Annotated in this window: 21 protein-coding genes; 7 read left to right on the top strand and 14 right to left on the bottom strand. The window is 34.4% G+C overall.

Going from position 1 to position 23,058, the window contains the following annotated elements:
• Positions 1-60 precede the first annotated feature (60 nt).
• The 8 genes from ACJJVT_RS14870 to ACJJVT_RS14835 all read right to left on the bottom strand — a co-directional run bounded on the left by ACJJVT_RS14870 (position 61) and on the right by ACJJVT_RS14835 (position 8,977).
• A complete protein-coding gene (locus ACJJVT_RS14870) occupies positions 61-624 on the bottom strand; it encodes a hypothetical protein (protein ID WP_405399743.1) in 564 nt (187 codons plus the stop codon).
• A gap of 357 nt (positions 625-981) precedes the next feature.
• The gene (locus tag ACJJVT_RS14865; protein ID WP_405399742.1) at positions 982-1,623 is read right to left on the bottom strand and encodes a hypothetical protein; all 642 of its coding nucleotides are present in this window, start codon (positions 1,621-1,623) and stop codon (positions 982-984) included.
• A 66-nt stretch (positions 1,624-1,689) separates the two neighbouring features.
• Entirely contained in the window at positions 1,690-2,130 is a 441-nt protein-coding gene (locus ACJJVT_RS14860) for a hypothetical protein (RefSeq protein WP_405399741.1), read from the bottom strand.
• A 17-nt stretch (positions 2,131-2,147) separates the two neighbouring features.
• Complete coding sequence (locus ACJJVT_RS14855; protein ID WP_405399740.1) at positions 2,148-3,929, bottom strand: OmpA family protein; 1,782 nt, start codon at positions 3,927-3,929, stop codon at positions 2,148-2,150.
• Between the two features lie 2 nt (positions 3,930-3,931).
• Complete coding sequence (locus ACJJVT_RS14850; RefSeq protein ID WP_405399739.1) at positions 3,932-5,974, bottom strand: hypothetical protein; 2,043 nt, start codon at positions 5,972-5,974, stop codon at positions 3,932-3,934.
• 7 nt (positions 5,975-5,981) lie between these two features.
• Positions 5,982-6,602, bottom strand: a complete 621-nt coding sequence (locus tag ACJJVT_RS14845; protein WP_405399738.1) for a hypothetical protein — start codon at positions 6,600-6,602, stop codon at positions 5,982-5,984.
• 10 nt (positions 6,603-6,612) lie between these two features.
• Positions 6,613-7,431 (bottom strand): DUF4412 domain-containing protein, encoded by an 819-nt coding sequence (locus ACJJVT_RS14840; protein ID WP_405399737.1) that lies wholly within the window; start codon positions 7,429-7,431, stop codon positions 6,613-6,615.
• Positions 7,432-8,227: 796 nt separating this feature from the next.
• Positions 8,228-8,977: a hypothetical protein gene (locus ACJJVT_RS14835; RefSeq protein ID WP_405399736.1), complete on the bottom strand. Its 750-nt coding sequence runs from the start codon at positions 8,975-8,977 to the stop codon at positions 8,228-8,230.
• A gap of 484 nt (positions 8,978-9,461) precedes the next feature.
• Between ACJJVT_RS14835 and ACJJVT_RS14830 the strand changes: the two genes are divergently transcribed.
• The 6 genes from ACJJVT_RS14830 (at position 9,462) to rimK (ending at position 16,251) form a co-directional block, all read left to right on the top strand.
• On the top strand, positions 9,462-10,874 hold the full coding sequence (locus tag ACJJVT_RS14830) for an arginine decarboxylase (protein ID WP_405399735.1): 1,413 nt from the start codon (positions 9,462-9,464) through the stop codon (positions 10,872-10,874).
• Between the two features lie 93 nt (positions 10,875-10,967).
• On the top strand, positions 10,968-11,906 hold the full coding sequence (speB, locus tag ACJJVT_RS14825) for an agmatinase (RefSeq protein ID WP_405399734.1): 939 nt from the start codon (positions 10,968-10,970) through the stop codon (positions 11,904-11,906).
• On the top strand, positions 11,893-12,870 hold the full coding sequence (locus ACJJVT_RS14820) for a deoxyhypusine synthase family protein (RefSeq protein ID WP_405399733.1): 978 nt from the start codon (positions 11,893-11,895) through the stop codon (positions 12,868-12,870). Before speB ends, ACJJVT_RS14820 begins: the two co-directional genes overlap by 14 nt.
• A 2-nt stretch (positions 12,871-12,872) precedes the next feature.
• Positions 12,873-13,196 carry a hypothetical protein gene (locus ACJJVT_RS14815; protein ID WP_299798197.1) on the top strand — a complete coding sequence of 108 codons (324 nt, stop codon included), beginning with the start codon at positions 12,873-12,875 and terminating at the stop codon, positions 13,194-13,196.
• 116 nt (positions 13,197-13,312) lie between these two features.
• Positions 13,313-14,839 carry a bifunctional GNAT family N-acetyltransferase/carbon-nitrogen hydrolase family protein gene (locus ACJJVT_RS14810; RefSeq protein WP_405399732.1) on the top strand — a complete coding sequence of 509 codons (1,527 nt, stop codon included), beginning with the start codon at positions 13,313-13,315 and terminating at the stop codon, positions 14,837-14,839.
• A 38-nt stretch (positions 14,840-14,877) separates the two neighbouring features.
• A complete protein-coding gene (gene rimK / locus ACJJVT_RS14805) occupies positions 14,878-16,251 on the top strand; it encodes a 30S ribosomal protein S6--L-glutamate ligase (RefSeq protein WP_405401047.1) in 1,374 nt (457 codons plus the stop codon).
• A gap of 109 nt (positions 16,252-16,360) precedes the next feature.
• On the opposite strand, the gene ACJJVT_RS14800 is transcribed toward rimK, so the two are convergent.
• Positions 16,361-16,783 (bottom strand): hypothetical protein, encoded by a 423-nt coding sequence (locus ACJJVT_RS14800; protein WP_405399731.1) that lies wholly within the window; start codon positions 16,781-16,783, stop codon positions 16,361-16,363.
• A 122-nt stretch (positions 16,784-16,905) separates the two neighbouring features.
• Positions 16,906-17,847: an NAD-dependent epimerase/dehydratase family protein gene (locus ACJJVT_RS14795; protein WP_405399730.1), complete on the bottom strand. Its 942-nt coding sequence runs from the start codon at positions 17,845-17,847 to the stop codon at positions 16,906-16,908.
• A gap of 63 nt (positions 17,848-17,910) precedes the next feature.
• On the opposite strand from ACJJVT_RS14795, the gene ACJJVT_RS14790 reads away from it, so the two are divergent.
• Complete coding sequence (locus ACJJVT_RS14790; protein ID WP_405399729.1) at positions 17,911-18,411, top strand: hypothetical protein; 501 nt, start codon at positions 17,911-17,913, stop codon at positions 18,409-18,411.
• 196 nt (positions 18,412-18,607) lie between these two features.
• On the opposite strand, the gene ACJJVT_RS14785 is transcribed toward ACJJVT_RS14790, so the two are convergent.
• The 4 genes from ACJJVT_RS14785 to ACJJVT_RS14770 form a co-directional block, all read right to left on the bottom strand.
• The gene (locus ACJJVT_RS14785; RefSeq protein WP_405399728.1) at positions 18,608-19,312 is read right to left on the bottom strand and encodes a hypothetical protein; all 705 of its coding nucleotides are present in this window, start codon (positions 19,310-19,312) and stop codon (positions 18,608-18,610) included.
• Positions 19,313-19,447: 135 nt separating this feature from the next.
• The gene (locus tag ACJJVT_RS14780; protein ID WP_405399727.1) at positions 19,448-19,822 is read right to left on the bottom strand and encodes a hypothetical protein; all 375 of its coding nucleotides are present in this window, start codon (positions 19,820-19,822) and stop codon (positions 19,448-19,450) included.
• 125 nt (positions 19,823-19,947) lie between these two features.
• Positions 19,948-20,754, bottom strand: a complete 807-nt coding sequence (locus ACJJVT_RS14775) for an SDR family oxidoreductase (RefSeq protein ID WP_405399726.1) — start codon at positions 20,752-20,754, stop codon at positions 19,948-19,950.
• Positions 20,747-23,029, bottom strand: coding sequence for a M28 family peptidase (locus ACJJVT_RS14770; protein ID WP_405399724.1), 2,283 nt, complete (start codon positions 23,027-23,029; stop codon positions 20,747-20,749). Before ACJJVT_RS14770 ends, ACJJVT_RS14775 begins: the two co-directional genes overlap by 8 nt.
• Positions 23,030-23,058 lie beyond the last annotated feature (29 nt).

Genomic DNA, 23,058 nt, shown 5'->3' with positions numbered 1-23,058 from the left:
TTAAACACAGGCATAGGGCTTCTTGAATTTTAGAGCCATTACACTAAAATACTAAACCTGTTATAAACCTAAGCTTTGATTGTAGATTAAAGTATTTCCTAATTCATCAGTTTTTTCGATTTTAATGATTATTTGATCACCAAAACCCTTAGCATTGATTTCTAAATATTGTAAATGTGCTTCCCCTGGTAATGGACTCAATTTGTCTTTAGTCGTTAATACCTCTCCAGTAATGGTACTTATGGTACATTTTATTTGAGAAAATTTACTGTTGAATACAAAGTACTCAAACCTTACTGGAACACATTTGCCATTAGGCATATCACAAGGTACTGGCCACCTTTTCGTTACTTCGTCAAAACTCAAGATTTGGGCATAACGTTGCTTTAACTCATCTTTTACAATTAGCAATTCTTTAGCTTCATCTGCTGTTGCATTCTTTAACTTAATGTCTATAAGTTGAATTTCATTATTTATATAATATTTTTCTAGGTCACCTTCATAAATAAAATTTTCGCTGGTTAGTTCTATTTTCTCTTTGTTTGTAATGGTTCCGGTAAAATCTTTATCGCAGGCGCATAAAACCACACTGCACATTACAATTAATAATAGTTTAGATTTCATGATGTAGTAATTTTAAATTTTAATAAATTGATTTAGTTATAGTTTAAAAATCAGTTGGTTACACTTAAAAATATGTGATTTAATAGTTAAAACCTATAAAACATGTAACAAGTGCCGTTTGGAATGTAACACTGGTATGTTTTACGGTATGATTGATATTATTTAAGTTTTTTCAGCATTAAGAAAAAGTACTGTTAGACTTTTTTGATTTAGCTGTAACTGAAATATCATTATGGTAACCTGAATTGTGCGTAAAATTGTTTTCATCTTTCGTGTTTTAATTGTTATTTACAATTAATGCAGATAGGTGAGAAAGGTTAACAATGTTTAGAAAAATAGTTCAGGAGTCTGTAGATCCTACATCGTTTTTTCAATGATAAGACTATTGTTGTCGTTTAGTTTGAATGCAGCTTGATTAAAAAATGTTTCAAATGCCTGTCTTAGATCTTTCCTAAAATATTTGGAGTACTCTTTATGGATTGGTTTTTGGTCTTTTCTTGCAAATTTTCCACTTATGGTTATACCCTGTACCTTAAATTGAATGGTATCGTCAGTTTTTATTGGGTTTAGTAAGAAACTGATATAGGTGTCCCCAGACCATTGAACTATATGTGGTGACGAATCTGAAGTTCTGTGAACACATGAGAAATCATTTAGTTGACTTCTAATGTTTATAGTGTCTTGAGGATTAAATTTTAAAGTCAAAAAAACATTACCGTATTTATTAGCTCTAAAATTGACTTCAACACTTGTGGCAGGCTCAAAATTGTATTTGAAGTATATTGGACCGGTTTGTCTATTTTTCGTTTGTTGTATTGTTTTTTTTATTGTAGTAGAGTCATTTTTTGGTGAAAAATCTAGTTTATTTTTTATATGAAGGGTAGTTATGGAATTATACCAATTTAATTCAGCTTTGTTTTGTGTTAAAGTTAGTTGAATGTTGTTTGCTGTTTTGTTATTTAAAATTTCTACAAGACTAGTAACTTCGTTTTGTGTCATTGTTTGACAGTAGCAACTAGTAGTTAGCAATATTAGAAGTATATGGTATATTAAATGTTTCATGAGTTAATAACTTTCTTTTTTTAGTAATTGGTCAATTTTCTCTCTAGTATATATCCTTTGGTATACATGGGTAAATCCATCATGTATTTCATCACGTACATATAATTTTTTGTTGTTAACGGTAAATGAGCCCCAGAAAGGGAATTTATCTTCTATTTCAATATGGTATATACTATCTGTACTGCTATATATTGATTTGGATTTTATTAAATAAAAATTTGCTGAAGATTTTAATGAACCTTTTAAATAAGCCCTGAATTTACAATCAGATGAAAATATAATAGCATTGTGATTAGGATTTGAATGACCATAACCTCCTAGCCCACCACTTATTTGTATAAGTTTCCAGCCTCCAAATAAACTATCTGGTGAAGATTGTGAGTATACAGATTTAATACATATGAGGCTTATTATTAAGCTTATATAAAAAAATGGTTTTGACATTTTATACTATTTAGATATTAATTGGGTAGTATAAGAACATCAACTCTTCTGTTCTTGGCTCTGTTTTCTTCGGTGTCATTTTCAACTAAAGGTTGCGACTCTCCAAAGCCTTTTTCTTTCCAACGAAAACTACTACTTTGAATTAGTTTTTTTAATTCGGCGGAGACGCTTTTGGCTCTAGCTAATGATAGTTTTTGGTTGGTTTCTGCGCTTCCTACATCATCTGTATGACCCTCTACAATTACATTACCTTTTTTAAGTACGGCTATATTTTCTGCAAGCTCTTTTAAAGCAATAAGACCTTCTGGTTTTAAATTAGATTTACCCGTTTCAAATAGAACTTTGCTATCAAGATTTAATCGCATAGCTGCGCCAATTGCAGCTATAGCATCTACATCTGCACCTGGTAACCCACTTTCCATTTTTAAATCTGTAAGGTGTACATAGTAAAATAGTTCGCCCTTTTCTACAAAGGGTGAAATATCTACTTCAGCAACACCTCCATCAATTTTACCAACATGAATCCATTCTTTACCGTCCTTGGAAATTTCTAAATTAGTCGGCTCAATTTGCCCTATTTCAAAAATGTACAGATCAGGACCATTTACATCGGTTAATGCGTTGTCAGTAAATCGTATGGTTATACTACCGCCTAAACCCAGACTATGAATTCCGATGATGTCTTCTATATCGAAACCTTGTAGTACATCTGGTTCGCCTATAACATTATTTACTTCTTGCGTTTTTAACAATGGATGATTGGCTTTTACGACTTGATCGGCAAACGACAGTTGCCCTAGGGGGAGGTATACTGCCTTTTTCATATGCCCAACATATGTTTCACCGGCTTCATCACCAAAATAGAGATCAGGGTTTAATTTTTGAAATTTATCTTTCGCTGCTTTAGCCTTTCTCTCGAAATCTTTTTGGAATACTTTGACAATTTTTTTACGATATTTTATAGTTTCTTGATATCTAGGGCTCGCTTTTAACGCACCAGAGTTGATGTGGTTTTCAGTTTTTTCAAGATCAGCCAAAACTTTATCGGCTTCTTTGACGCTATGTAATTGTCCAGTTACTTTTTTCAGCACTTCTATTTTCTTGGTTTCTTCGACAGTAGGTGGTTCTTCATTTTTGCGTTCAATATCGCGCATAACATATCCTGCTTCGGTCAAGTCCAATTTTTCCATGACATTGGTGCCCGCTAAAGAATCTATAGTTTTAAGTTTTGCCATAGTAGCTTCAGGTCCAGATTCTGCTTGAACTATTAAAATAGCCTCTTCAAGTGAAACTCCCGTTGGTGTATTTTTTGAAGTCAACTGTTCTTTAGATAGTTTACCTTTTAATTCTGGTTCATTATAAAGTTCAAGCTTTCTACTCTCAATTGCTGCTTGAGCTAAAATTTTTAGGCTGTCTGGGTTGTTTATAAGTTTTTGCATTTCTTCTCTAGACACTCCGCTTGCTTCTAACAAATCAAGTATGGCATCAGTCTTTAATAAATCATCAAAAGAACCTAAATCTTCTGAGCCTTGGCTATCAGCCCCGCTCATTTCTAATAGCATCTTTAAAGCATTAGCTTCTGGGGAGTCATTATCAGAGTTCTCATCACTATTGCCTATATCAAACAGGTCGCCTAATTGCTCCATAGATTTTTCTAGGTCATCAGATGAAATATTGGTTTCATCATCGCGACCAGTTTGTAGTTCTAACTGTTCTTCAGAAATTTCTTCATTTTTTTTGGTCTCACCGCATGATAGAAAGAGCAAGAGCGATATCAGATATATTATATAATTTCTCATGATTATTGTCTTTTATATTTATCTGCCATAAATTGAAAGTAAATGAAGCCTGCATGGTTGTACCAATTGTCATAACCTAGCATGGATTCGCAATTTTCTATTGCCCTTAAATTTTCTTCAAGTGCGTGTATCATTTCAGAATATTTGTCATCATATGCTTTGTTTAAGGTGGGAATAGATTTTGTTAGAATGATCATTTTTTGACTTTGCCATGCTAAACCAGATACGCCATGAACCCCAGATACGTTATCGCCAAATGCTATACCCGCATTTATTTTTTTCATCGAATGTGCATAGATGACCCGAAGTCGTTCTAAATTTAAACGCCTGTTATTAAGATTGTCGTACTCTTTTTCTAAACATGCACAGCCTGCTTCATTGTCATTTTTATTTGGAATGAAGGTTGAAAATGAACCTAAAATACTGGCTTCTGCATACATAAATTCGTAGTCGGCATTCTTTAATTTTAAAGAATTAAGGTTGCCATCAATTGCGTCAATGAGTTTTACACTTTTTGACAAAACGAAAGGGATATCATTAGACTTATTGGTTTTAATTTTTTCTGTATTATCATTCTCATCAACAGGGAAATCATTATCCTTATTTTGTTTTTGAGGATTTTCGACATCATCTTGATGATAGTTTATAGGATTTCCTTTGTTGTCATATTTAGGACGGTCATAATTATCATATTCAATAGGTTTCTTATTGGCATCTAATGCTGGTCTAGACTCTGTTTCACCTTCTGCATATTGTATAGGATTGCCGTTAATATCATATTTAGGGCGCTTATCGTCGCCAAAAACAGGGTACTCTATAGGTTTGTTGTTTCTGTCATATACTGGTCTTCCATAAGGGCCAACTTCATCATTATGAACTGGTTCACGATACTGAATAGGATTGCCGTTAATATCATATTTCGGACGACCAGCATCGGTGGTTATAGGGTAATTGATACGTTCGTTGTTGCTATCATATACCGGAAGTCCTGAAGAGTTATATTCATCATAATTAATATTATCACTACCATCAGAATTAGAATTTGATGATGTAGTAAGAGGTTCATAAGATGAATCTGAGCTTGATGAATTACTAGAGCCTTGCATGCTTGGACCATTAGTGTTGTTGTCACCATTTCTGTTAGTCCCAAATTGCGGTGGTATACATGAAGAGGGTAGCCTTGGACCTCCTCTAGGATCTGCGTTTGCTTGAGCATCGTCGTCGTCGGCACTTAACCGTCTCATGATTTCGTTCGCAACATTATTTGCCCCCTCAAAAAAATCTTGAATTCCGTCATGATTTTCATGAACAAATTTCAATGCTCCAGTAAATACTTCAGAAAGGGATGGTCTAGCACCAGCAGAACTAATTTGTTGACCTAGAACAAAGCAAATTAAAATGAGAAGCGTTTTTGCAGATTTCTTCTTAACCAATAGTAATACTAATAAAATAGTGATAATGCTGAAAAACCCTATTACAACGTAAAGTATTGTGTTCGTGCTATTTGGTACAATACTATTTTGTGCTTGAGAATTAGAGTTTGAGGTATTAAGTACTTGACCACTTCTCTCAGCAGCTGCTTCATTGACAGGATAATACAAATTACCCATGAAAGGTATCTTTTCTCCTGTAGTCCAAACGGCAAGTTGAAACGTGATATTTGGTATTGAACTAGTTACTACAATTCCAAATTTTCCAGCGGTTTCAAAAGATTCTTGGAATAAGCCATTTTTGGTTCGACCGTTAATTTTACTATCTGTCCAATTATCTTTAACAATATCTACTTTAATATCAGAATCTTCATCAGAAATAACGGTAACCATTATTTTCTGAAGTAATGTAGTGCCTTCTGCCCAAAAACGTAGTGAATCTTTTTCAGTTTCACCTTGCATGTAAGCTGAAATCACTTCTTTATTCTGTGAATCTGGACTAAATTCTAAAGTATAGACTTGATTACCCGTATCCAGTTCGGGCATTTTTATTTCATCTTGTGCGAATGCAACAAAACTGAATAATAGAATAATATGGAGTAGTAGTTTTTTCATGACATTGCTATTTTCTGTGTTTTTGTAATAAATAGTTCGCCAAATCTGTCATTTTAAGGCGTAACTCTTCATGTTGCTCTTTGGTACGATTTGTATTTGCACTTTTAATTCCGTAGTGTATTAAAAATGCTTCGTCATAATTTTCATTGTAAATTATGATTCTACCATGAGCAGGTTGTTGGGCTATGTAACAATCGCCGGTTTCTGCTAATTCTATGTCCATCCCCATTATTTTTAGCCCAGCTTCTTTTCTCTCTAGGTAACTTGCTATTTCTTTCTTGTTCTGTTTTTTTGAACTAGGGGTAGACCTCCATGAAATTCTTGAGTCACCATCTAAAGTATTTGTGCCAAATCCTTTCAAATCAAAAGAACATTTGTTTCCTCCAATTTTATCCAACTTATTTAGGTTAGATTCTGGTACTTTGAGCACTTCTGCCAATTCGGCAATGCTCATATCACAATCGTTATTATTAAACAGAGAATTATAATCGCCTGAGGTATTTGAACTATTTTCTTCTTGTTTTGACGAAGCCGATACACTATCTGGTTCGCTGGTATTCTGTTTTTTAGGGGTTTCGGTACATGCTATAAAAAGAAAGATGAACAAGAGTGCTATTGTGTGTTTCATGCTAAGTGTTTTAAAATGATTTTTCATAATCTAAGGTGTTAATGCTAAAGTCTTTTTCTATAAGTTCGGTACATATCATATGTACGGGTTTCGCTTTTTTTTGTGAATAATCGATCATATCCATTTCAAGTACCAATCCGTCGATAATGCTTAACCACGATGGGTCGATTCCCTTTTTTATATTTTTAAATTTCTTTGTTCGTAAACTTGAATATGCGGTATGGAACGATATATCAGCATCTTCGGTTATCCATACAGAACCTGATAATTGCGGCCCGGTTACTTGGTACTCTTCACATTCGTATCCTAAAATATCTTTTGTTTGACCTGTTTGTGAAATTTTATAGTCATCATTGTTCATGGCTAGTTCAGGCGCATCTTCTAAATCTAATTGCACCGAATTTGTTGTTCGCTGTCCGCCCATGTTCATAAAGGTGTGTATAGCCTCATTGGGTAGATCCATTACGGTTACGAATTCAGAAGCATCTTTCATATTAAAAGAGCTGCCTATATATTCATGATCATTTGTTAAATAGTAGGTAATGTCGGTCGTGCTTCCATCACTTTTAATTTCCATGACGTATTCATGACTAAAAGAGTATAGTTCTAGTTTTTTCGTTTTTTTATTTTTGAACATTCTGCCTTTATTATTAAATACAGTGTCGAAAGATTTTTCGGTTTCTCGCTCTGTTTTTTCAGCAACTTTTCTTTCTACAGTTTGTGCTGCTGCTTCTTGTGCACGTTCTGTTAGTTTCTTGAAAAATTGCGCATTTGCATTAGTGGTGCCAATGAATACAAATAAGACTGCTATTAGTTTAATGGTTTTCATAATGTTCCTTTTTAATCGTTTGCCTTTTAATGACGCGATTTAAAAAAGGTTAACATCAATCTTTTTCTGAACAATATTTTTTAATGTTTTTCCTTGAAACCTTCAATTGAGCCTTTGTGACTTTTGTAGTTTTTCATTAAAGTCAGTTCGACTTTAGAAATACAGGAGATTGATTAACTACGAAATGTAGACACGTGCAAGTAGTGAATAGTTAGTTATGTAATTGTTTGTTTATGAGTGGTTTGCTGTAGTGTGGAATTGTATGAAGAGATGTGTTCTGAAGGTGTTCAATGACAAACTTCTTTATAACACTATATTAAGAGTGTAAATTAAAATTTTACTAATGTATACGGTAATATCAATATAATAACAGATGGTTGATGTTTACATCACTTTTCAGTAGGCATAGAACTATACTTTTGCGATGCCTTTTAGTAGGATACGTTCATAATTTGAGTTAGTTCTATAAAGCCGATTTATTTAATCGGCTTTTCTTTTGCCATATAGTAATGACTAATGTATTTAAATAGAATAGATCTAGCTGAACTAATTCTTGTTCTCGCTAAAAATAAATACTAGCAAAAAGGCAACAATTAGACAAATCGCGAAAAATCCGAAAAGATTAATGTAGTTAGACATAAGTAGGAATTTTCAGCTAAACTATAAAAAGTATAATAGGGTAGCAGTCTCCTTTTGGAATTTTCGATGAATGGTAGCGTTTTTGTATTTCGATACTGATTACCTAGTAATACATATCTGAATTAGAAGGTGTTCAGACTAATAATCAGTGTTTCAATTATAATCCCATGATTATTCTTTTGCTCCAAATCTCATACATTGGTTCGCCTTTGCTGTTTTTTCCTGTGTGGTGCCAATCATCTCCTTCAAGTTTATAACTGAATTCTAGTTGGGCGCCAACTCTAGAATTATCTTTAGAAAAGAACTCTATTTCTTCTTTATAGATTCCGTTTTCAGCAGTGTAAGTTCCGCCGCCAGTTCCCGAAAATTTATAGGATTCTGTGTCGTAAGCTATCCACTGAAAGGTATTGTCCATTAAAAGTTTTAAGGTTTTTCTTGTGCTTTCTTCCCCTCTTCTTTCTTGCCCGGTATCTGGTCCTCTGGTTGCAAAAAGCCAAGCACCATCCAAATCTTGAGTTGAAGGAAAGATAGGTGCTAAAGTTAGCTGTTGAAACCAGTTCATTTTAAGCTTCTCCCCATCCATCTCAATGGGAATAGAAAGTTGCCTTACGGCATCATTTTCGTATTCAGAATTAAATTCTAAAAGAACCACTAAAAGGGTATTTGATGCCGTGTTTTCAATTTGAATAAATCCGCCGACAGATTTTATAAATCTTGCGGGTTCAATTTCATATTCATTATAAATAAAATAGTCATCATTTACCTTTACCTGATGCACTGTTTTTGAACCATTATTTTGAATGGTATCTGCATAAATTCCGGGCGGAATTTGACCGTATGAAACCAAACTTATGGTGAAAAATAAAAATAGAAACGGGTATAGAGGTTTTATATAAGATTTTTTCATTTTTATGAATTTCGTTTTAGTTTTGTAATCTACTAAAAATAAGATAGTTATATTCTATTTTGAAATATTTTTTAATTGATTTTTCTAAAAAATGTTAATTGTTGTAAAAAAAATAAAAACCCTTGTTTTTTCATTTTTTTTGATTTCATTTGTCCTGTCCTAGTATACAACTTTGTATGTTGGGTATTTCAAGCTTTTAGCTGAACATTATGTACCATTATTCTATGTTCGGGTTTGAGGGAAATTGGAAGTGTTTCTCACAAATGGCTTATAAGATAGGTTGCCGATTAGTAAAGCAAACTTCCAACTCATTTTCTACTATCATGCAAAGTCAGCATGATTACTTTTTTATTCCTACTACTCAGAAGCAAATTCTGGTGTGATTTCCTGCCTATTAAAGTTACGTTTTCTTAACTTTAAGTCTTTAGGTTAGTTACTATATTTATCATAATCATATTTTCATCATTATATAATATTCAATTTCATGAATACCAAATACATTGATCTTATTGATCAAACTTATTATTTTCCACAAGAAGAATTTAATTTAAATGGCGAGCACTTACAGTTTCACGGCATACCTTTAAACGAGGTGGTCGAAAAATACGGTAGCCCCTTAAAGTTTACATACCTGCCAAAAATATCTGAGAATATTCTTAGAGCTAAAAACTGGTTTGCAAACGCTATTGAAAAGAATAACTATAAAGGTAAGTACCATTATTGCTATTGTACTAAAAGTTCGCATTTTCAACATGTAATGCATGAAGCGCTTAAGAACGAGATCCATATGGAAACCTCTTCTGCTTTTGATATCAATATTATTGAAAAGCTTAAGAAAGACGGAAAACTAACCGATCAAACGTATGTAATCTGTAACGGATTTAAACGTGAAAAATACATTGACAATATTGCTCGTTTAATCAATAACGGACACCAGAACTGTGTACCAATTATTGATAATTACGAAGAAATAGATTTATTGTCAGATGCTATTAACGATACTTTTAAAGTAGGTATTCGTATAGCATCAGAAGAAGAGCCAAAATTCGAGTTCTATACTTCTCGTTTAGGTATTGGGTACAAAAACATTGTTCCGTTTTACGAAAACCAAATAAAAGATAATGATAAGGTAGAGCTAAAAATGCTTCACTTTTTTATCAATACTGGTATTCGTGATAATGCGTATTACTGGAACGAGCTTGTAAAATGTTTAAAAGTATATGTTCGCTTAAAGAAGATATGCCCTTCATTAGATAGCTTGAATATTGGTGGCGGTTTCCCGATTAAAAACTCATTGGCTTTCGAGTATGATTACCAATATATGATCAACGAAATTTTAAATCAGATCAATATTACGTGTTCAGAGGCAGATGTTCCTGTTCCTCATATTTTTACTGAATTTGGCAGCTTTACGGTAGGTGAAAGCGGTGGTGCTATTTATGAGATCTTATACCAGAAGCAACAAAATGATCGTGAAAAATGGAATATGATCGATTCATCTTTCATAACAACATTACCAGATACTTGGGCAATCAACAAAAGATTTATCATGCTCCCAATTAACCGTTGGAACGATGAGTATGAGCGTGTATTGTTAGGCGGATTGACTTGTGATAGTGATGATTACTATAATAGCGAGCAAAACACGAATGCTATCTATTTACCAAAATATAAGAGAGAGAAACCATTATATATCGGCTTTTTCAATACAGGTGCATATCAAGAATCTATTGGTGGGTATGGCGGTTTACAACACTGCTTAATTCCGCAACCAAAGCATATATTAATTGATAAAGATGAAAATGGCAACTTCACTTACAAACAATTTAGAGCTCAGCAAAAGGCAGAAGACTTACTAGACATTTTAGGGTATGATGTTACCGCTGAAGATGAATAAAAATAGTTTGGTTATAACGACCGACAGTTATAGAAATACGTATATAGAATTGAAAATAGTACTAAAAAACCACTTAATAATAGCTAAAATATCATGAGTACATCTAAGAATTATGCCGGAATTTCCGATGAATTCGCACAACTTGAAAAATCAAAAATTATCTTGATACCTGTTCCTTATGACGGAACCAGTACTTGGGGTAAAGGAGCGGACAAAGGTCCGGAAGCTTTTTTAGAAGCTTCTGAAAACATGGAATTGTATGACATTGAAACCGATTCTGAGGTTTATAAACAAGGTATTCACTTAACCGAGCCTATAACTGAGAACAGTTCGGCAGAGGCTGTGGTTAATGAAGTTCATGCTGTTACTAAAGACTTTATTAAACGTAATAAGTTTGTGACCCTTTTTGGAGGTGAGCATTCTATTTCAATTGGCTCTATACGTGCCTTTAATGAATGTTTCGATAACTTAACAGTGTTGCAAATAGATGCGCATGCCGACTTAAGAGAGTCGTATGAAGGTACCAAGTATAATCATGCTTGTGCGGTATATGAGGCAAGCCAGACTACCAATTTAGTTCAGGTAGGTATTCGTTCTATGGATATTATTGAAAAGACGGTTATGGACGAAGAGAAAACTTTCTTCGCACATGATATGGTCAATGATGAATATTGGACAGATAAAGTGGTTGAAGCTATGACAGAGAACGTATTTATAACGTTTGATCTAGATGCTTTTGACCCTTCTATTATGCCATCTACAGGAACTCCAGAACCAGGCGGATTGCTTTGGTACGAAACAATGGAATTCTTAAAGCAGGTTTTTGAAGAAAAGAATGTGGTAGGTTTTGATATTGTAGAACTGTGCCCTAATAAAAACGATAAATCGTCAGATTTCTTGGCGGCGAAATTATATTATAAAATGCTCAGCTATAAATTTGCAGGGCAAGATTTCGATCAAGAGTATGACAATACTTTTGACATAGATTATAAAGCTAACACAAATTCAAAATTTGAAGATGACGAAGACTAAAGGTGCTATCACCAATTTTATAGAAAAATACTATTTGCATTTTAATGCCGCTGCATTAGTTGATGCTGCAAAAGGTTATGAAGAGCAGTTAGAAAATGGTGCCAAAATGTTGGTTTCATTAGCTGGTGCTATGTCTACTGCAGAATTAGGTAAAATATTTGCAGAGGTAATCCGTCAAGATAAGGTGCAAATCATTTCTTGTACAGGCGCAAACCTAGAAGAAGATATCATGAACTTGGTAGCGCATTCTCATTACAAACGTGTGCCTAACTATAGAGATTTGACGCCGCAAGACGAGTGGGATCTGTTAGAGAAAGGTTTAAACAGGGTAACAGATACTTGTATACCAGAAGAGGAAGCTTTTAGAAGATTACAAGAGCATATTTTCAAAATTTGGAAAGATGCCGATGATAAAGGAGAGCGTTTTCTACCACATGAGTTCATGTACAAAATGTTACTTTCTGGAGTACTTGAAGAGTATTACGAAATTGACCTTAAAGATTCGTGGATGTATGCTGCTGCAGAAAAGAACCTACCTATCATTTGCCCAGGTTGGGAAGATAGTACTATGGGAAACATTTTTGCTTCATATGTAATGAAGGGCGAGTTGAAAGCTAGTACTATGAAATCTGGTATCGAGTACATGACCTTCTTGGCAGATTGGTATACTGAAAATTCGCAAAAAGGAATCGGATTCTTCCAAATTGGTGGTGGTATCGCTGGTGATTTTCCTATTTGTGTAGTACCGATGTTATATCAAGATATGGAACGTACAGATACACCGTTCTGGAGCTATTTCTGTCAAATTAGTGACAGTACCACCAGTTATGGTTCTTACTCAGGTGCAGTGCCTAACGAGAAGATAACATGGGGTAAATTAGATATTAATACACCCAAATATATAATTGAGAGTGATGCGACAATTGTTGCACCGTTAATTTTTGCTTACCTATTAGATATGTAATTATGGACAAGAACGCACATTTAAACAGAGTCATTGTGGATTTTAAAAAATTGACGCCAGAGGTTCTTAAGCTTTTGGTAGACAGATACCCAGATGGGTACGATGATCGTAATATCATCTCTTTCAGAAACGGACAAGGCGAACGTATCGAAGCAGTTGAGGTTTTAACTGAAGACACCAAATATTTGGTAAAAATCAGTGCCAAGCTTGAGTATACAATGGAAAATTATGATGTGGATGATTATGAAGATTTCGATGATGATGATCCAACAGCAGTAGTTGAGCCAGATCCTGAAGATATGGTCGATGGTGCAGACGAAGATTAATTCTTCTAATACACTACTAAGATTACATACTTAAATTCCGGTTTGCTTTAAGTAAGCCGGAAAAATTAATTACACATAAAAATTAAACTAAATATCGTTGTGCTTACAACAGATAAATGAAAATTGACGAAATTGAAAATATTGAATTAAAGTTTTTGGATCTTGATGATTATCAAGAATTGAAAACAGCTATGATTTCTGCTTATGCCAACATGCCTGGGTCATATTGGAAAGAGGAACATATAAAATCTTTAATCGATAAATTTCCAGAAGGGCAGGTTGTTATCAAAATTAACGGTCAATTGGCAGGTGTAGCTTTGTCTATAGTTGTTGATTATGATTCTTTTGATGACACCCATACCTACGAACAAATTACGGGTAAGTATAGTTTCGATACGCATAATGATGAAGGTGATGTGCTTTACGGTATCGAAGTATTCATAAAACCTAGTTTTAGAGGTCTTCGTTTGGGGCGTCGTTTGTATGACTACAGAAAAGAACTATGTGAAAAGTTAAATCTAAAAAGTATTGTATTTGGTGGTCGTATGCCTAACTATCATTCACATGCTGCAGAACTTTCGCCAAAAGAATATATTGCTAAGGTTCGTCGTAAAGAAATTCATGATCCGGTACTGAGTTTTCAAATAAGTAACGACTTTCATCCTGCTAAAGTAATGAAAGGGTATTTAGATGGTGATAAGGCATCGCAAGACTTTGCTATTTTGATGGAATGGGATAATATCTATTATCAAAAGCCTAATAAAAAGGCGGCTACCAAAAAATCAATTGTTCGTTTAGGATTGATTCAATGGCAAATGCGCCCTTATAAAGACTTAGAGGAACTTTTACAACAAGCCGAATTTTTTATAGATTCTGTTTCTGGTTATAGATCTGATTTTGCGTTATTTCCAGAATTTTTTAATGCACCCTTGATGGCGGGAAATAATCATATGTCTACAGCCGATGCTATTAGAGAGCTGGCAAAACATACTCAAGCCATAGTTCAGAAATTTTCTGAATTTTCGATTTCTTATAACATCAACATTATTTCTGGTAGTATGCCTGAAATGATAGATGGTCGTTTGTATAATGTTGGTTATTTATGTAGAAGAGATGGTAGTATGGAACGCTATGAAAAATTGCATGTTACTCCAGATGAAGCAAAAGTTTGGGGAATGCAAGGTGGTACGCAGCTAAAGACTTTTGATACGGATTGTGGTAAAATAGGAGTTTTGATTTGTTATGATTCTGAATTTCCTGAATTAAGTAGAATACTAGCAGATGATGGTATGGATATTTTGTTCGTACCTTTCTTGACCGATACACAAAACGGATATTCTAGAGTACGTCATTGCGCTCAGGCTCGTGCAATAGAAAATGAATGTTATGTGGCTATTGCCGGTAGTGTAGGTAACTTGCCAAATGTTGAGAATATGGATATTCAATTTGCACAATCTATGGTATTTACACCATGCGATTTCTCTTTTCCAACCAATGGTATAAAGGCAGAAGCTACCCCGAATACAGAAATGATTTTAATCGCAGATGTAGATATTGACCTATTGCGAGAACTTAATCAATTTGGTGCGGTACGCAATTTAAAAGATAGAAGAACAGATTTGTTTGAGTTAAAAAAGAAATAATAAAACTCCGTTATTATAACAGGAGGTAAAAAACAATAATATTGGATAATTTACAGATTATAGGTAGTGAAGAGTGGTGTGTGTTTAATGATTTGGGTATACCTGCTATTAAAGCAAGGGTAGATTCAGGAGCGAAAACATCTTCCATACAAGCTACCAACATTAAAATAATTACAAAAAGTGGTCAAGAATGGGTAAAGTTTGAGGTGAGCCCTTTGCAAGAAAATCGCAGTATTGCCATTGAATGCCAGGCAAGATTGGTTGCTCGCCGAATGGTAAAAAGTTCATCGGGTATATCTGAAGAACGTTTGGTCATCAAAACTCCGGTTACTATTGGTGAAGATACTTTTGAAATTGAACTGACGCTTGCAAATAGAGATACGATGGAGTTTCGAATGCTATTGGGTAGAGAAGCATTGAATGAGCGATTTATCGTAAACCCTGCTTTAAATTATCAGTTACAAGATTTTGATGATAGTGATGTAAATAAGTTATATGCTCCTTACTACAAAGAGAAAACAGGATTGAAAATTGCACTTCTTGCAAGTAATCCTAATTTGTATAGTAATAAAAGAATCATGGAAGCCGCTGAGGCTAGAGGGCATGAAATACATTTCTTGAATGTAGAGCAAGCCTATATGAAGCTCGATGCACATTCGCCTGAAATTAGATATCGTGGTGGTATTATTTTAAAGGATTATGATGCAGTTATTCCGCGTATTAAACCTTCAGTTACTTTTTACGGTTGTGCATTGATCCGTCAATTTAATAACTTGGGAGTGTATTGTCAAAACTCTGCCGAAGCAATTACGCAGTCTAGAGATAAGTTGTTCGCTTCTCAGTTGTTTTCTAATCATGATATTCATATTCCTATTACAGGGTTTGCAAAATCACCGATGGATACCAAAGATTTAATCAAAATGGTTAATGGTGCTCCGTTAATTATTAAGCTTCTTGAAAGTACACAAGGTAAAGGTGTTGTTCTGGCAGAAACCAATAAGGCTGCAGAAAGTGTTATTAACGCTTTTAAGAGTGTTAATACCAACATATTGGTGCAAGAGTTTATTAAAGAAGCAAACGGGCAAGATATTCGTTGCTTCGTGGTAAATGGTAGAGTAGTGGCAAGTATGCAACGCCAAGCGCAAAAAGGAGAATTTAGAGCTAATATTCACCAAGGTGGTGTAGCTTCTATCATCAAGATTACTGCTGACGAGAAGAAACTGGCGTTAAAAGCAGCAAAGGTGTTGAACCTTGCAGTGGCAGGTGTAGATATTATTCGTTCTAATAAAGGACCATTATTGTTAGAGGTAAACTCTTCGCCAGGTTTAGAAGGTATAGAAAATGCGACAGGCAAAGACATCGCCAATGCCATGATTATGGCAATTGAAAAGCGATTGAAGTTTATCAACTAAGTTCTAATTTTAAGTAGTGTAAAAACAAAAAAAGAGGTTACCTGAAAAGGTAACCTCTTTTTATATTATAAGTTGAACCTTGATAGTGGTTCGGGCATAATTTATAGGATTATCCCATAAACATTAAACTCGATATAATAGCCCAAACACCAAGACCAATAGCTGCTAAACCAAATTTGCCCTGTAATGGTGCAAGTTTAGCTCTTAACTCTTCTCCTTTTTTCATCGCTTCTGCATTTTTAGATAAAAGCATTTCTTGAATCATGCCATAACCTAATAAGAAGCCTAATACTGCAGTAACAATACTAACAGCTATCCAGGTAATCCACCAAATCGGAAAACTACCAAGCATACCAAGGTTTAATACTGCGCTAATGATACCCCAGATACCCCAGATACAGAAAATTAGTCCGATCCAACCTTGATAAGGTGTGATTTTGTCTAATAGCTCTTTTGCATTTGGTTTTTTTGATAAAAGCAATGAAGGCACTGCTAATATTCCAAGAATAATTAATGTAAGTCCGTAAATCATAATTTTGAATTTTAGGTTGGTTTCCTGTGAATAACGGATTAATATACTATAAAGTATAAAATCGAAATGGGGTAACCAGCGATTGATTTAAACTAATATGACTAAATGCACTTGTTCACTAGTTATTCCTTCAAATTTTCTAACATGACTTGTGTCGTTTTTTGAAGGTCGAATTCAGCCTTCCAACCCCAATCGTTTTGTGCATTGGTATCATCAATGCTACTTGGCCATGAGTTGGCAATCTCTTGTCTAAAATCGGGTTCGTAGGCTATTTTGAATTTTGGTAGCACAGCCTTTATGTTTTCTGCCATTTCTTTGGGCGTAAAACTCATTGCCGCCAAATTATAGGCAGAACGTTCTTTAATGTTCTCTTCTGGTGCTTCCATTATCTGTAAAGTGGCACGTATGGCATCGTCCATGAACATCATAGGTAATTTAGTATTCTCTTCTAGAAAACAAGTATATGAGCCTTCCGTAAGGGCTTTATGGTAAATTTCTACGGCATAATCTGTTGTTCCGCCACCTGGCATGGTCTTCCAACTAATAAGCCCCGGGTAACGAATGCTTCTTACATCCACATTAAACTTATTAAAATAATACTCGCACCAACGTTCTCCGCTTTGCTTGCTTATTCCGTACACGGTACTTGGCTCCATTATGGTGTTTTGCGGAGTATCTTCTTTGGGAGTATTCGGACCAAAAACGGCAATACTTGACGGCCAGAAAATCTTTTCTATTTTTTTATCCTTTGCTAAATTCAATACATTGAAAAGCGTATTCATATTCAAGTTCCACGCACGCATGGGGAATTTTTCTGCTGTAGCACTCAACATCGCAGCCATTAGGTAGACTTCAGAGATATCGTAATAGGCGATTACTTCTTCTAAGGCATCGTAATTGGTGGCATCTAAAATTTCAAAAGGTCCAGATTGCATTAATTCATCGTTACCTTCTCTAATATCACTAGCAATAATGTTTTCACCACCGTGTTTTTCTCTTAGCGTTAAGGTTAATTCTGTTCCTATTTGACCACAGGCCCCAATAATCAATATGTATTTTGACATTAAAATTTGCGTTAAATGAATTTGAGATAAAGATACCTTTTCTTAAAATTTGTACATTCGCTTATGTCCAAAATTATCTTTTTTTTATTAATCGTTACACTAGCTGCTTCTTGTAAAGATGCTGCACAAGAGAATACTACTATTCGAGAATCTCGTTGGGAAGAAACAACAGATAGCCTACCTACTAAAATTCGAGTCGATGCTAAAGCACAGAAAATATTAAAAGACTGGCTAGAGTATAATACCTTAGAGAAGAGTTTTGATAAAATTTATACTTCTGAAAATATTGAAGATTTTCAGTTTGTGATAGATGAGTTAGTAGAGAATCAAAAGTTAATGGAAGATGGCGAGTATCCAGAGAAATTCAATATTCCGCAGATAAAAGGCAGACAGAAATTATTTAAAACCTATGTCTTAAAAACGAAGGGTGATTTGGAGTATATACAAAATCCGAAGGAATCTATGAAACAAATGATCACTGCTTATAATGATTTAAGAAACCAGTTTAATGTAGTAGTCAATAATACCTTGCCAGATGAATTACTTAAAAATGAAGACAATTAATCTAGTTCGATGAGTTGCTTAATGCACAAATGAAGGTTTCTGGGTTTCAGGAATATTGAAGGGCTTTAGAAAGCGGTATACTGTTTCTTATTAATAACCGTACCAACCGATTTGCTCTTAAAAGTGCTTAAAAATAAATTAACAAAAAAGGCGAATCTGTAAGATTCGCCTTTTTTATTTCAATAATAATACACTATTATTTTTTCTCTTCAGGAGCTTCTTTTCTAGAAGTCAGAGCTTGCTTGCTTAAACTTGCCAAGTTGAAATTTGGGTCGATAGCCAATGCCTCGTCTAAAGTAGCGATTGCTTGATCAATATTATTCTTGTCCATACCATATTGAATAAGTGCTTTTACATGAATAAATGCAGCTTTTAAAGGAACTTCGTATGGTTGTTGGCGCTCATAGAATGCGTATGTCATGTCATCTGTAGCATTGGTAATACCATATTCAACATGCTTCATTGCACCAACGTTATCGCCAGTTTGTACTTTTAAATCAGCCAATTCATAGGCAAGGTATGCATTTGGCTCTCTTGCGTTTAATGCTTCAAACTGCTCTAAGGCTCTTTTTGGCTGATTCAATGCTTTTAATGAAACTGCTTTTACTTGAATAGCTAAATTAGAATCAGAATCTACTTTCTCGATTCCGATAATGTTTAGTGCTTGTAAATGTTGATTGTCATTTGCATAAATATAGGCAAGGGTGTCATTTCGTTGTTGAGATGGAGATAAAATATTTAAGTGTGTCAATGCATTGATTACACCATCAACATCGCCCTGTAAACGCATTTGATCATAAAATGCTTCGTAATGCTTTAGTAATTCTGATTTGGTTTGTGAATATCCATAACTACCTGATAATAATACGGCAGCTACAACTATTAAAACTGATTTTTTCATCTTTCTTGTTCTTTTTAAAGTGCGCTAAACTATTAAAATAATCTGTATGATCCTGTTAAGGAAAGGTTTAAATGTTAGAAATGAAAAAGGCGCCCTACAAGGCGCCTTTTTAAAACTTCAATAGTTTTTAAATTCTTAAGCTATTTCTAACCTGTTATTAGATTTTCTAAAAGAATTTAAAAGCTGTGTATAAAAGCCAATACTCTTATTGTCTTTTTCAACACATGAAATTAGAAACTTACACAAGTTATTAAATAATAAGTTTGTGTAAAATGTTGGTAAATAAGTATTTACCGTTTTAGGGTCATACAGGCTATCGTCTTCTATAACCTCCATTTTAATTCTATGGCGATGATAGTCTATTGTTACATTTGTTGCATTATAGTATTTTTTCAATAATGCAATATGTAGTTCTTCGTACTTTTTAGAACCGTTTGGGTTCTTGCAACTTAGGGAGATGAGCTTCTCTAATTCAACTAAAACCCTCTCCCGTAATTTATCTTTCTTCATAATAATATGGCTTTATATTGTTAAACAAAGGTATGTCATACGTCGATAAGTAGTTGAAAACCAACAATATATTAACGCTGTTTTCAGGTATTTGTTGTGAAAGGGAAGCTAAGTGTTGTGAAGGGTTAGTTTATGGATGTAAGAAAGTTATAGTTGTTAATAAGAAAAATACTACAAATTGAGATTAATTTTTGATTTTGCCCTGTTGCAGTGTATTGTGGAGCTGGTATTCCTCTTTTAGCCGCTTGTAACGTATAATATTCTTTTTTCGTCGGATGCTCAGGGTATACTGCATTCAATATATTATTATAATGGTTACATTCTATGACCTTTTTTATAATACCAATACAATCATCTAAATGAATTAAGTTAACTGGTGCGTCGCCATTACTAAGGTTTTCTCTACCCGATAACATCGTTACTGGGTGTCTGTTGGGTCCAATTAATCCGCCAAATCGAATGATCGTTGTATTTAACTCTTTGTCGTTTTTCAAAAGGTCTTCGCATTGTACTAATTGTATGCCAGATTCAGTGGTGGGTTGAGGTGCCGTTTTTTCGGTTACAGTACCTTCTGTATTACCATAAACTGCCGTGCTACTTGCAAATATGATATTTTTTACTGTCGATTTTTTAATAGCTTGGTGAAGTAATGTAATCTTTGCGATGTAACTTTCTTTAGGGCCTTTTCCTCTTAATTTGGGAGGAATGTTTATAACAAGAACTGAAACCGAATCAAGAAATGCATCGATATCACCATTAATTTCATTCTCGGATAAAGCTATTTTAAACGGTGTGATGCCTCTTTCTTTTAATACCGATATTTTCTCATTAGATGTGGAAGTTCCATTAACTGTATAACCGCTAGCTATTAAACTTTCAGCTAATGGTAAACCCATCCATCCACAACCAATTACGCCTATTTTCTTATTCAAATTTCACTTTTTGTATGGTTAATATGGCGTCGTTCAATACAAATGGCATTGGTATTTGATTTTCTTTTCGCTTTGGTATCGTGAACAATCCATTTGTAAGTAAATCATTAGAAGCTTCATATATGGTAAGTTCCAATTCTTGTTCCACAGGTACTTCTAGCATAATGTCCGTGTAATTTTTATCACTGATATAATGTGTAATCAGTCTACCTCCATATCTATTTTTAAGAAAATACTCAGACAGTTCTATTCCGTTTACATCTGCCTTTAAAATATCAACATCATTGGTGAAAACTTCCAACCGGTTTATAGGTCTATTTGGAGTAATACATAAATGAACTGCACGAATATTATTTACTATAGTATCTAGTTGCACCTCAATAGTTGGTTTTGGTACATTCTTTAATGGAGCTTCATTTGTAAACGTAAAATTAGAGCCGTATTTGCTGCTTATTGTCTTTTTTGAAAGAAGAGTATCTGCAGCTTTTTTGGTGATGTATTGCGAAGTCCAGTCAGAAGGTCGATGCTCATAAGTTGCCCACTTCGCTTTATTTTCATCGATATCTAAAACATATAGTAAGCTAGTTGGTTTCGGTCTATCGTTAGTAAAGCCAGAGTTCATATGCGCAGATGCCATAAAGCCTGCAAACAACAAGAAACTTAAAAATGCCAAGGCACCTTTTTTTCTGTATTTGGTAACCAAGGGAAGTAATAAAAAGAAGATTAATGTCGTCAATAGAGTAGTAGCCACTAACATTTTGAGACCTAAGCCAACCGGAAACATTTTCACGAAGGGTGCGAATATGAATAAGGCAGGAATACCAAGAAATACTAGTAAAAATGCATTTGGATTCTTTTGATTGATATGCACGTAAAAGGCAACCAAAAAGCTGTATACTGGTATAATAAAAAATGCAGCACCTTGTAAATACACCGCTACTAGTCCGCAAATGATAATCCAAATTACAAAAGGAGCGACCAATAAATTCGCTGTTTTAATCACTTTAAATTTATAGTAGGCATAAAAACAAGTACCTAATGAAAATAGGGTGAAAGCAAATATATAGGCGTGACCATTATAGGTGAAACCGTGTAGTATATCACTATAACCTGGGTAAAGCCATTTCAAAAATTGCCAACTGAAGAACCCTACTACTCCGTTAACAACCAAGGTGAAGAGTACGGGAATAAATCCTTTTAAAATATCTTTTCCATTCAACACTTTTTTTCTGAATCCAGAGATTAATAGGATGATGAAAAAGAGAATAGCGATACCAAGCATGGGCATAATCCAAGAAAACGGATAAGAAACCATTTTAAAGAAGGGTACGTTAAAATATACGTTGTCGTCAAGGCTTTTTAAGTTGGTGATATCAGCATTGCTGAAATAGCTTAATAATGGCATTAGATAGCTGCCTTGGTGAGCCAGCGTGTTTCTATCTAATCTTTCATAATTGTCTATTTGGGTATGGTAATCGAAGTGATCATCAATAAACGCAAAGTTGAACCCCTCTACATCGCCATCTTCTCTAAATACGGTTAGATCCGTATCATTGGGTAACATCTTATAAATACTATAGGCAAGTGAATTTGCTACTGGAAACTCAGGATTTGCAGCTATAAATTCAGTAATTAATTTACTATTACCTCTATTGGTCTCCATTAACATATAACTTGGTCCACCACTACCACGAGCTTCAAAATTTAAAACCAAGCCAACATCTTTCAGCCATTCATGTTTATCTACAAATAGATCGGCACCGTTAAGACCTAATTCTTCAGCATCGGATATGAGAATGATGATATCGTTTTTAGGTGTGGTATTAGTCCTTAAAAAAGCCCTTACGCCCTCTAGAATTGTAGCAACACCACTACCGGCATCACTAGCACCTAATGAAGAATGCGGATTACTATCATAATGACTTAGCAGTAATAAGGCCTTAACAGATTCACTTCCCTTAATTCTCGCCAATACATTTTCTGCTTTGCTCAAATTACCCCAATCACCAGCGGTATACCCTTCTTGTAAAGAAGTTTCCAAACCTAACTTTTGGAGTTCTGCAGTAATATAATTACGGACAGTCCTATGTGCAGGAAACCCGACACCATGTGGTTCTTTTGATATTTCTTTTACATGTTGCAAGGCTCTATCGGTAGAAAACTCAGTTTCTGCGACCGTTTCGCCCTCACTATATTGTGGTAGTAACACTCTAAAACTCCAATATGTGGCAAGAATAATAAGAAGTAAAGTTAATACGGTTGGTGTTTTTCTCATGATTATGATATTCTTTTAAAAAGTCCTAA

The sequence above is a fragment of the Maribacter sp. Asnod2-G09 genome, assembly GCF_045063795.1.
Lineage (GTDB): Bacteria > Bacteroidota > Bacteroidia > Flavobacteriales > Flavobacteriaceae > Maribacter.
Note: the sequence above shows the minus strand (reverse complement) of the source record. Positions and strands in the feature narration are given on the sequence as shown.

Bases quoted from the DNA above. Each gene is read 5' to 3' on its own strand.
- speB (WP_405399734.1), top strand. From the start codon at position 10,968: ATGAGTACATCTAAGAATTATGCCGGAATTTCCGATGAATTCGCACAA.
- ACJJVT_RS14855 (WP_405399740.1), bottom strand. From the start codon at position 3,929: ATGAGAAATTATATAATATATCTGATATCGCTCTTGCTCTTTCTATCA.
- ACJJVT_RS14870 (WP_405399743.1), bottom strand. From the start codon at position 624: ATGAAATCTAAACTATTATTAATTGTAATGTGCAGTGTGGTTTTATGC.
- ACJJVT_RS14790 (WP_405399729.1), top strand. From the start codon at position 17,911: ATGTCCAAAATTATCTTTTTTTTATTAATCGTTACACTAGCTGCTTCT.
- ACJJVT_RS14830 (WP_405399735.1), top strand. From the start codon at position 9,462: ATGAATACCAAATACATTGATCTTATTGATCAAACTTATTATTTTCCA.
- ACJJVT_RS14810 (WP_405399732.1), top strand. From the start codon at position 13,313: ATGAAAATTGACGAAATTGAAAATATTGAATTAAAGTTTTTGGATCTT.
- ACJJVT_RS14780 (WP_405399727.1), bottom strand. From the start codon at position 19,822: ATGAAGAAAGATAAATTACGGGAGAGGGTTTTAGTTGAATTAGAGAAG.
- ACJJVT_RS14770 (WP_405399724.1), bottom strand. From the start codon at position 23,029: ATGAGAAAAACACCAACCGTATTAACTTTACTTCTTATTATTCTTGCC.
- ACJJVT_RS14865 (WP_405399742.1), bottom strand. From the start codon at position 1,623: ATGACACAAAACGAAGTTACTAGTCTTGTAGAAATTTTAAATAACAAA.
- ACJJVT_RS14845 (WP_405399738.1), bottom strand. From the start codon at position 6,602: ATGAAACACACAATAGCACTCTTGTTCATCTTTCTTTTTATAGCATGT.
- ACJJVT_RS14860 (WP_405399741.1), bottom strand. From the start codon at position 2,130: ATGTCAAAACCATTTTTTTATATAAGCTTAATAATAAGCCTCATATGT.
- ACJJVT_RS14785 (WP_405399728.1), bottom strand. From the start codon at position 19,312: ATGAAAAAATCAGTTTTAATAGTTGTAGCTGCCGTATTATTATCAGGT.
- ACJJVT_RS14795 (WP_405399730.1), bottom strand. From the start codon at position 17,847: ATGTCAAAATACATATTGATTATTGGGGCCTGTGGTCAAATAGGAACA.
- ACJJVT_RS14850 (WP_405399739.1), bottom strand. From the start codon at position 5,974: ATGAAAAAACTACTACTCCATATTATTCTATTATTCAGTTTTGTTGCA.
- ACJJVT_RS14815 (WP_299798197.1), top strand. From the start codon at position 12,873: ATGGACAAGAACGCACATTTAAACAGAGTCATTGTGGATTTTAAAAAA.
- ACJJVT_RS14820 (WP_405399733.1), top strand. From the start codon at position 11,893: ATGACGAAGACTAAAGGTGCTATCACCAATTTTATAGAAAAATACTAT.
- ACJJVT_RS14800 (WP_405399731.1), bottom strand. From the start codon at position 16,783: ATGATTTACGGACTTACATTAATTATTCTTGGAATATTAGCAGTGCCT.
- ACJJVT_RS14840 (WP_405399737.1), bottom strand. From the start codon at position 7,431: ATGAAAACCATTAAACTAATAGCAGTCTTATTTGTATTCATTGGCACC.
- ACJJVT_RS14835 (WP_405399736.1), bottom strand. From the start codon at position 8,977: ATGAAAAAATCTTATATAAAACCTCTATACCCGTTTCTATTTTTATTT.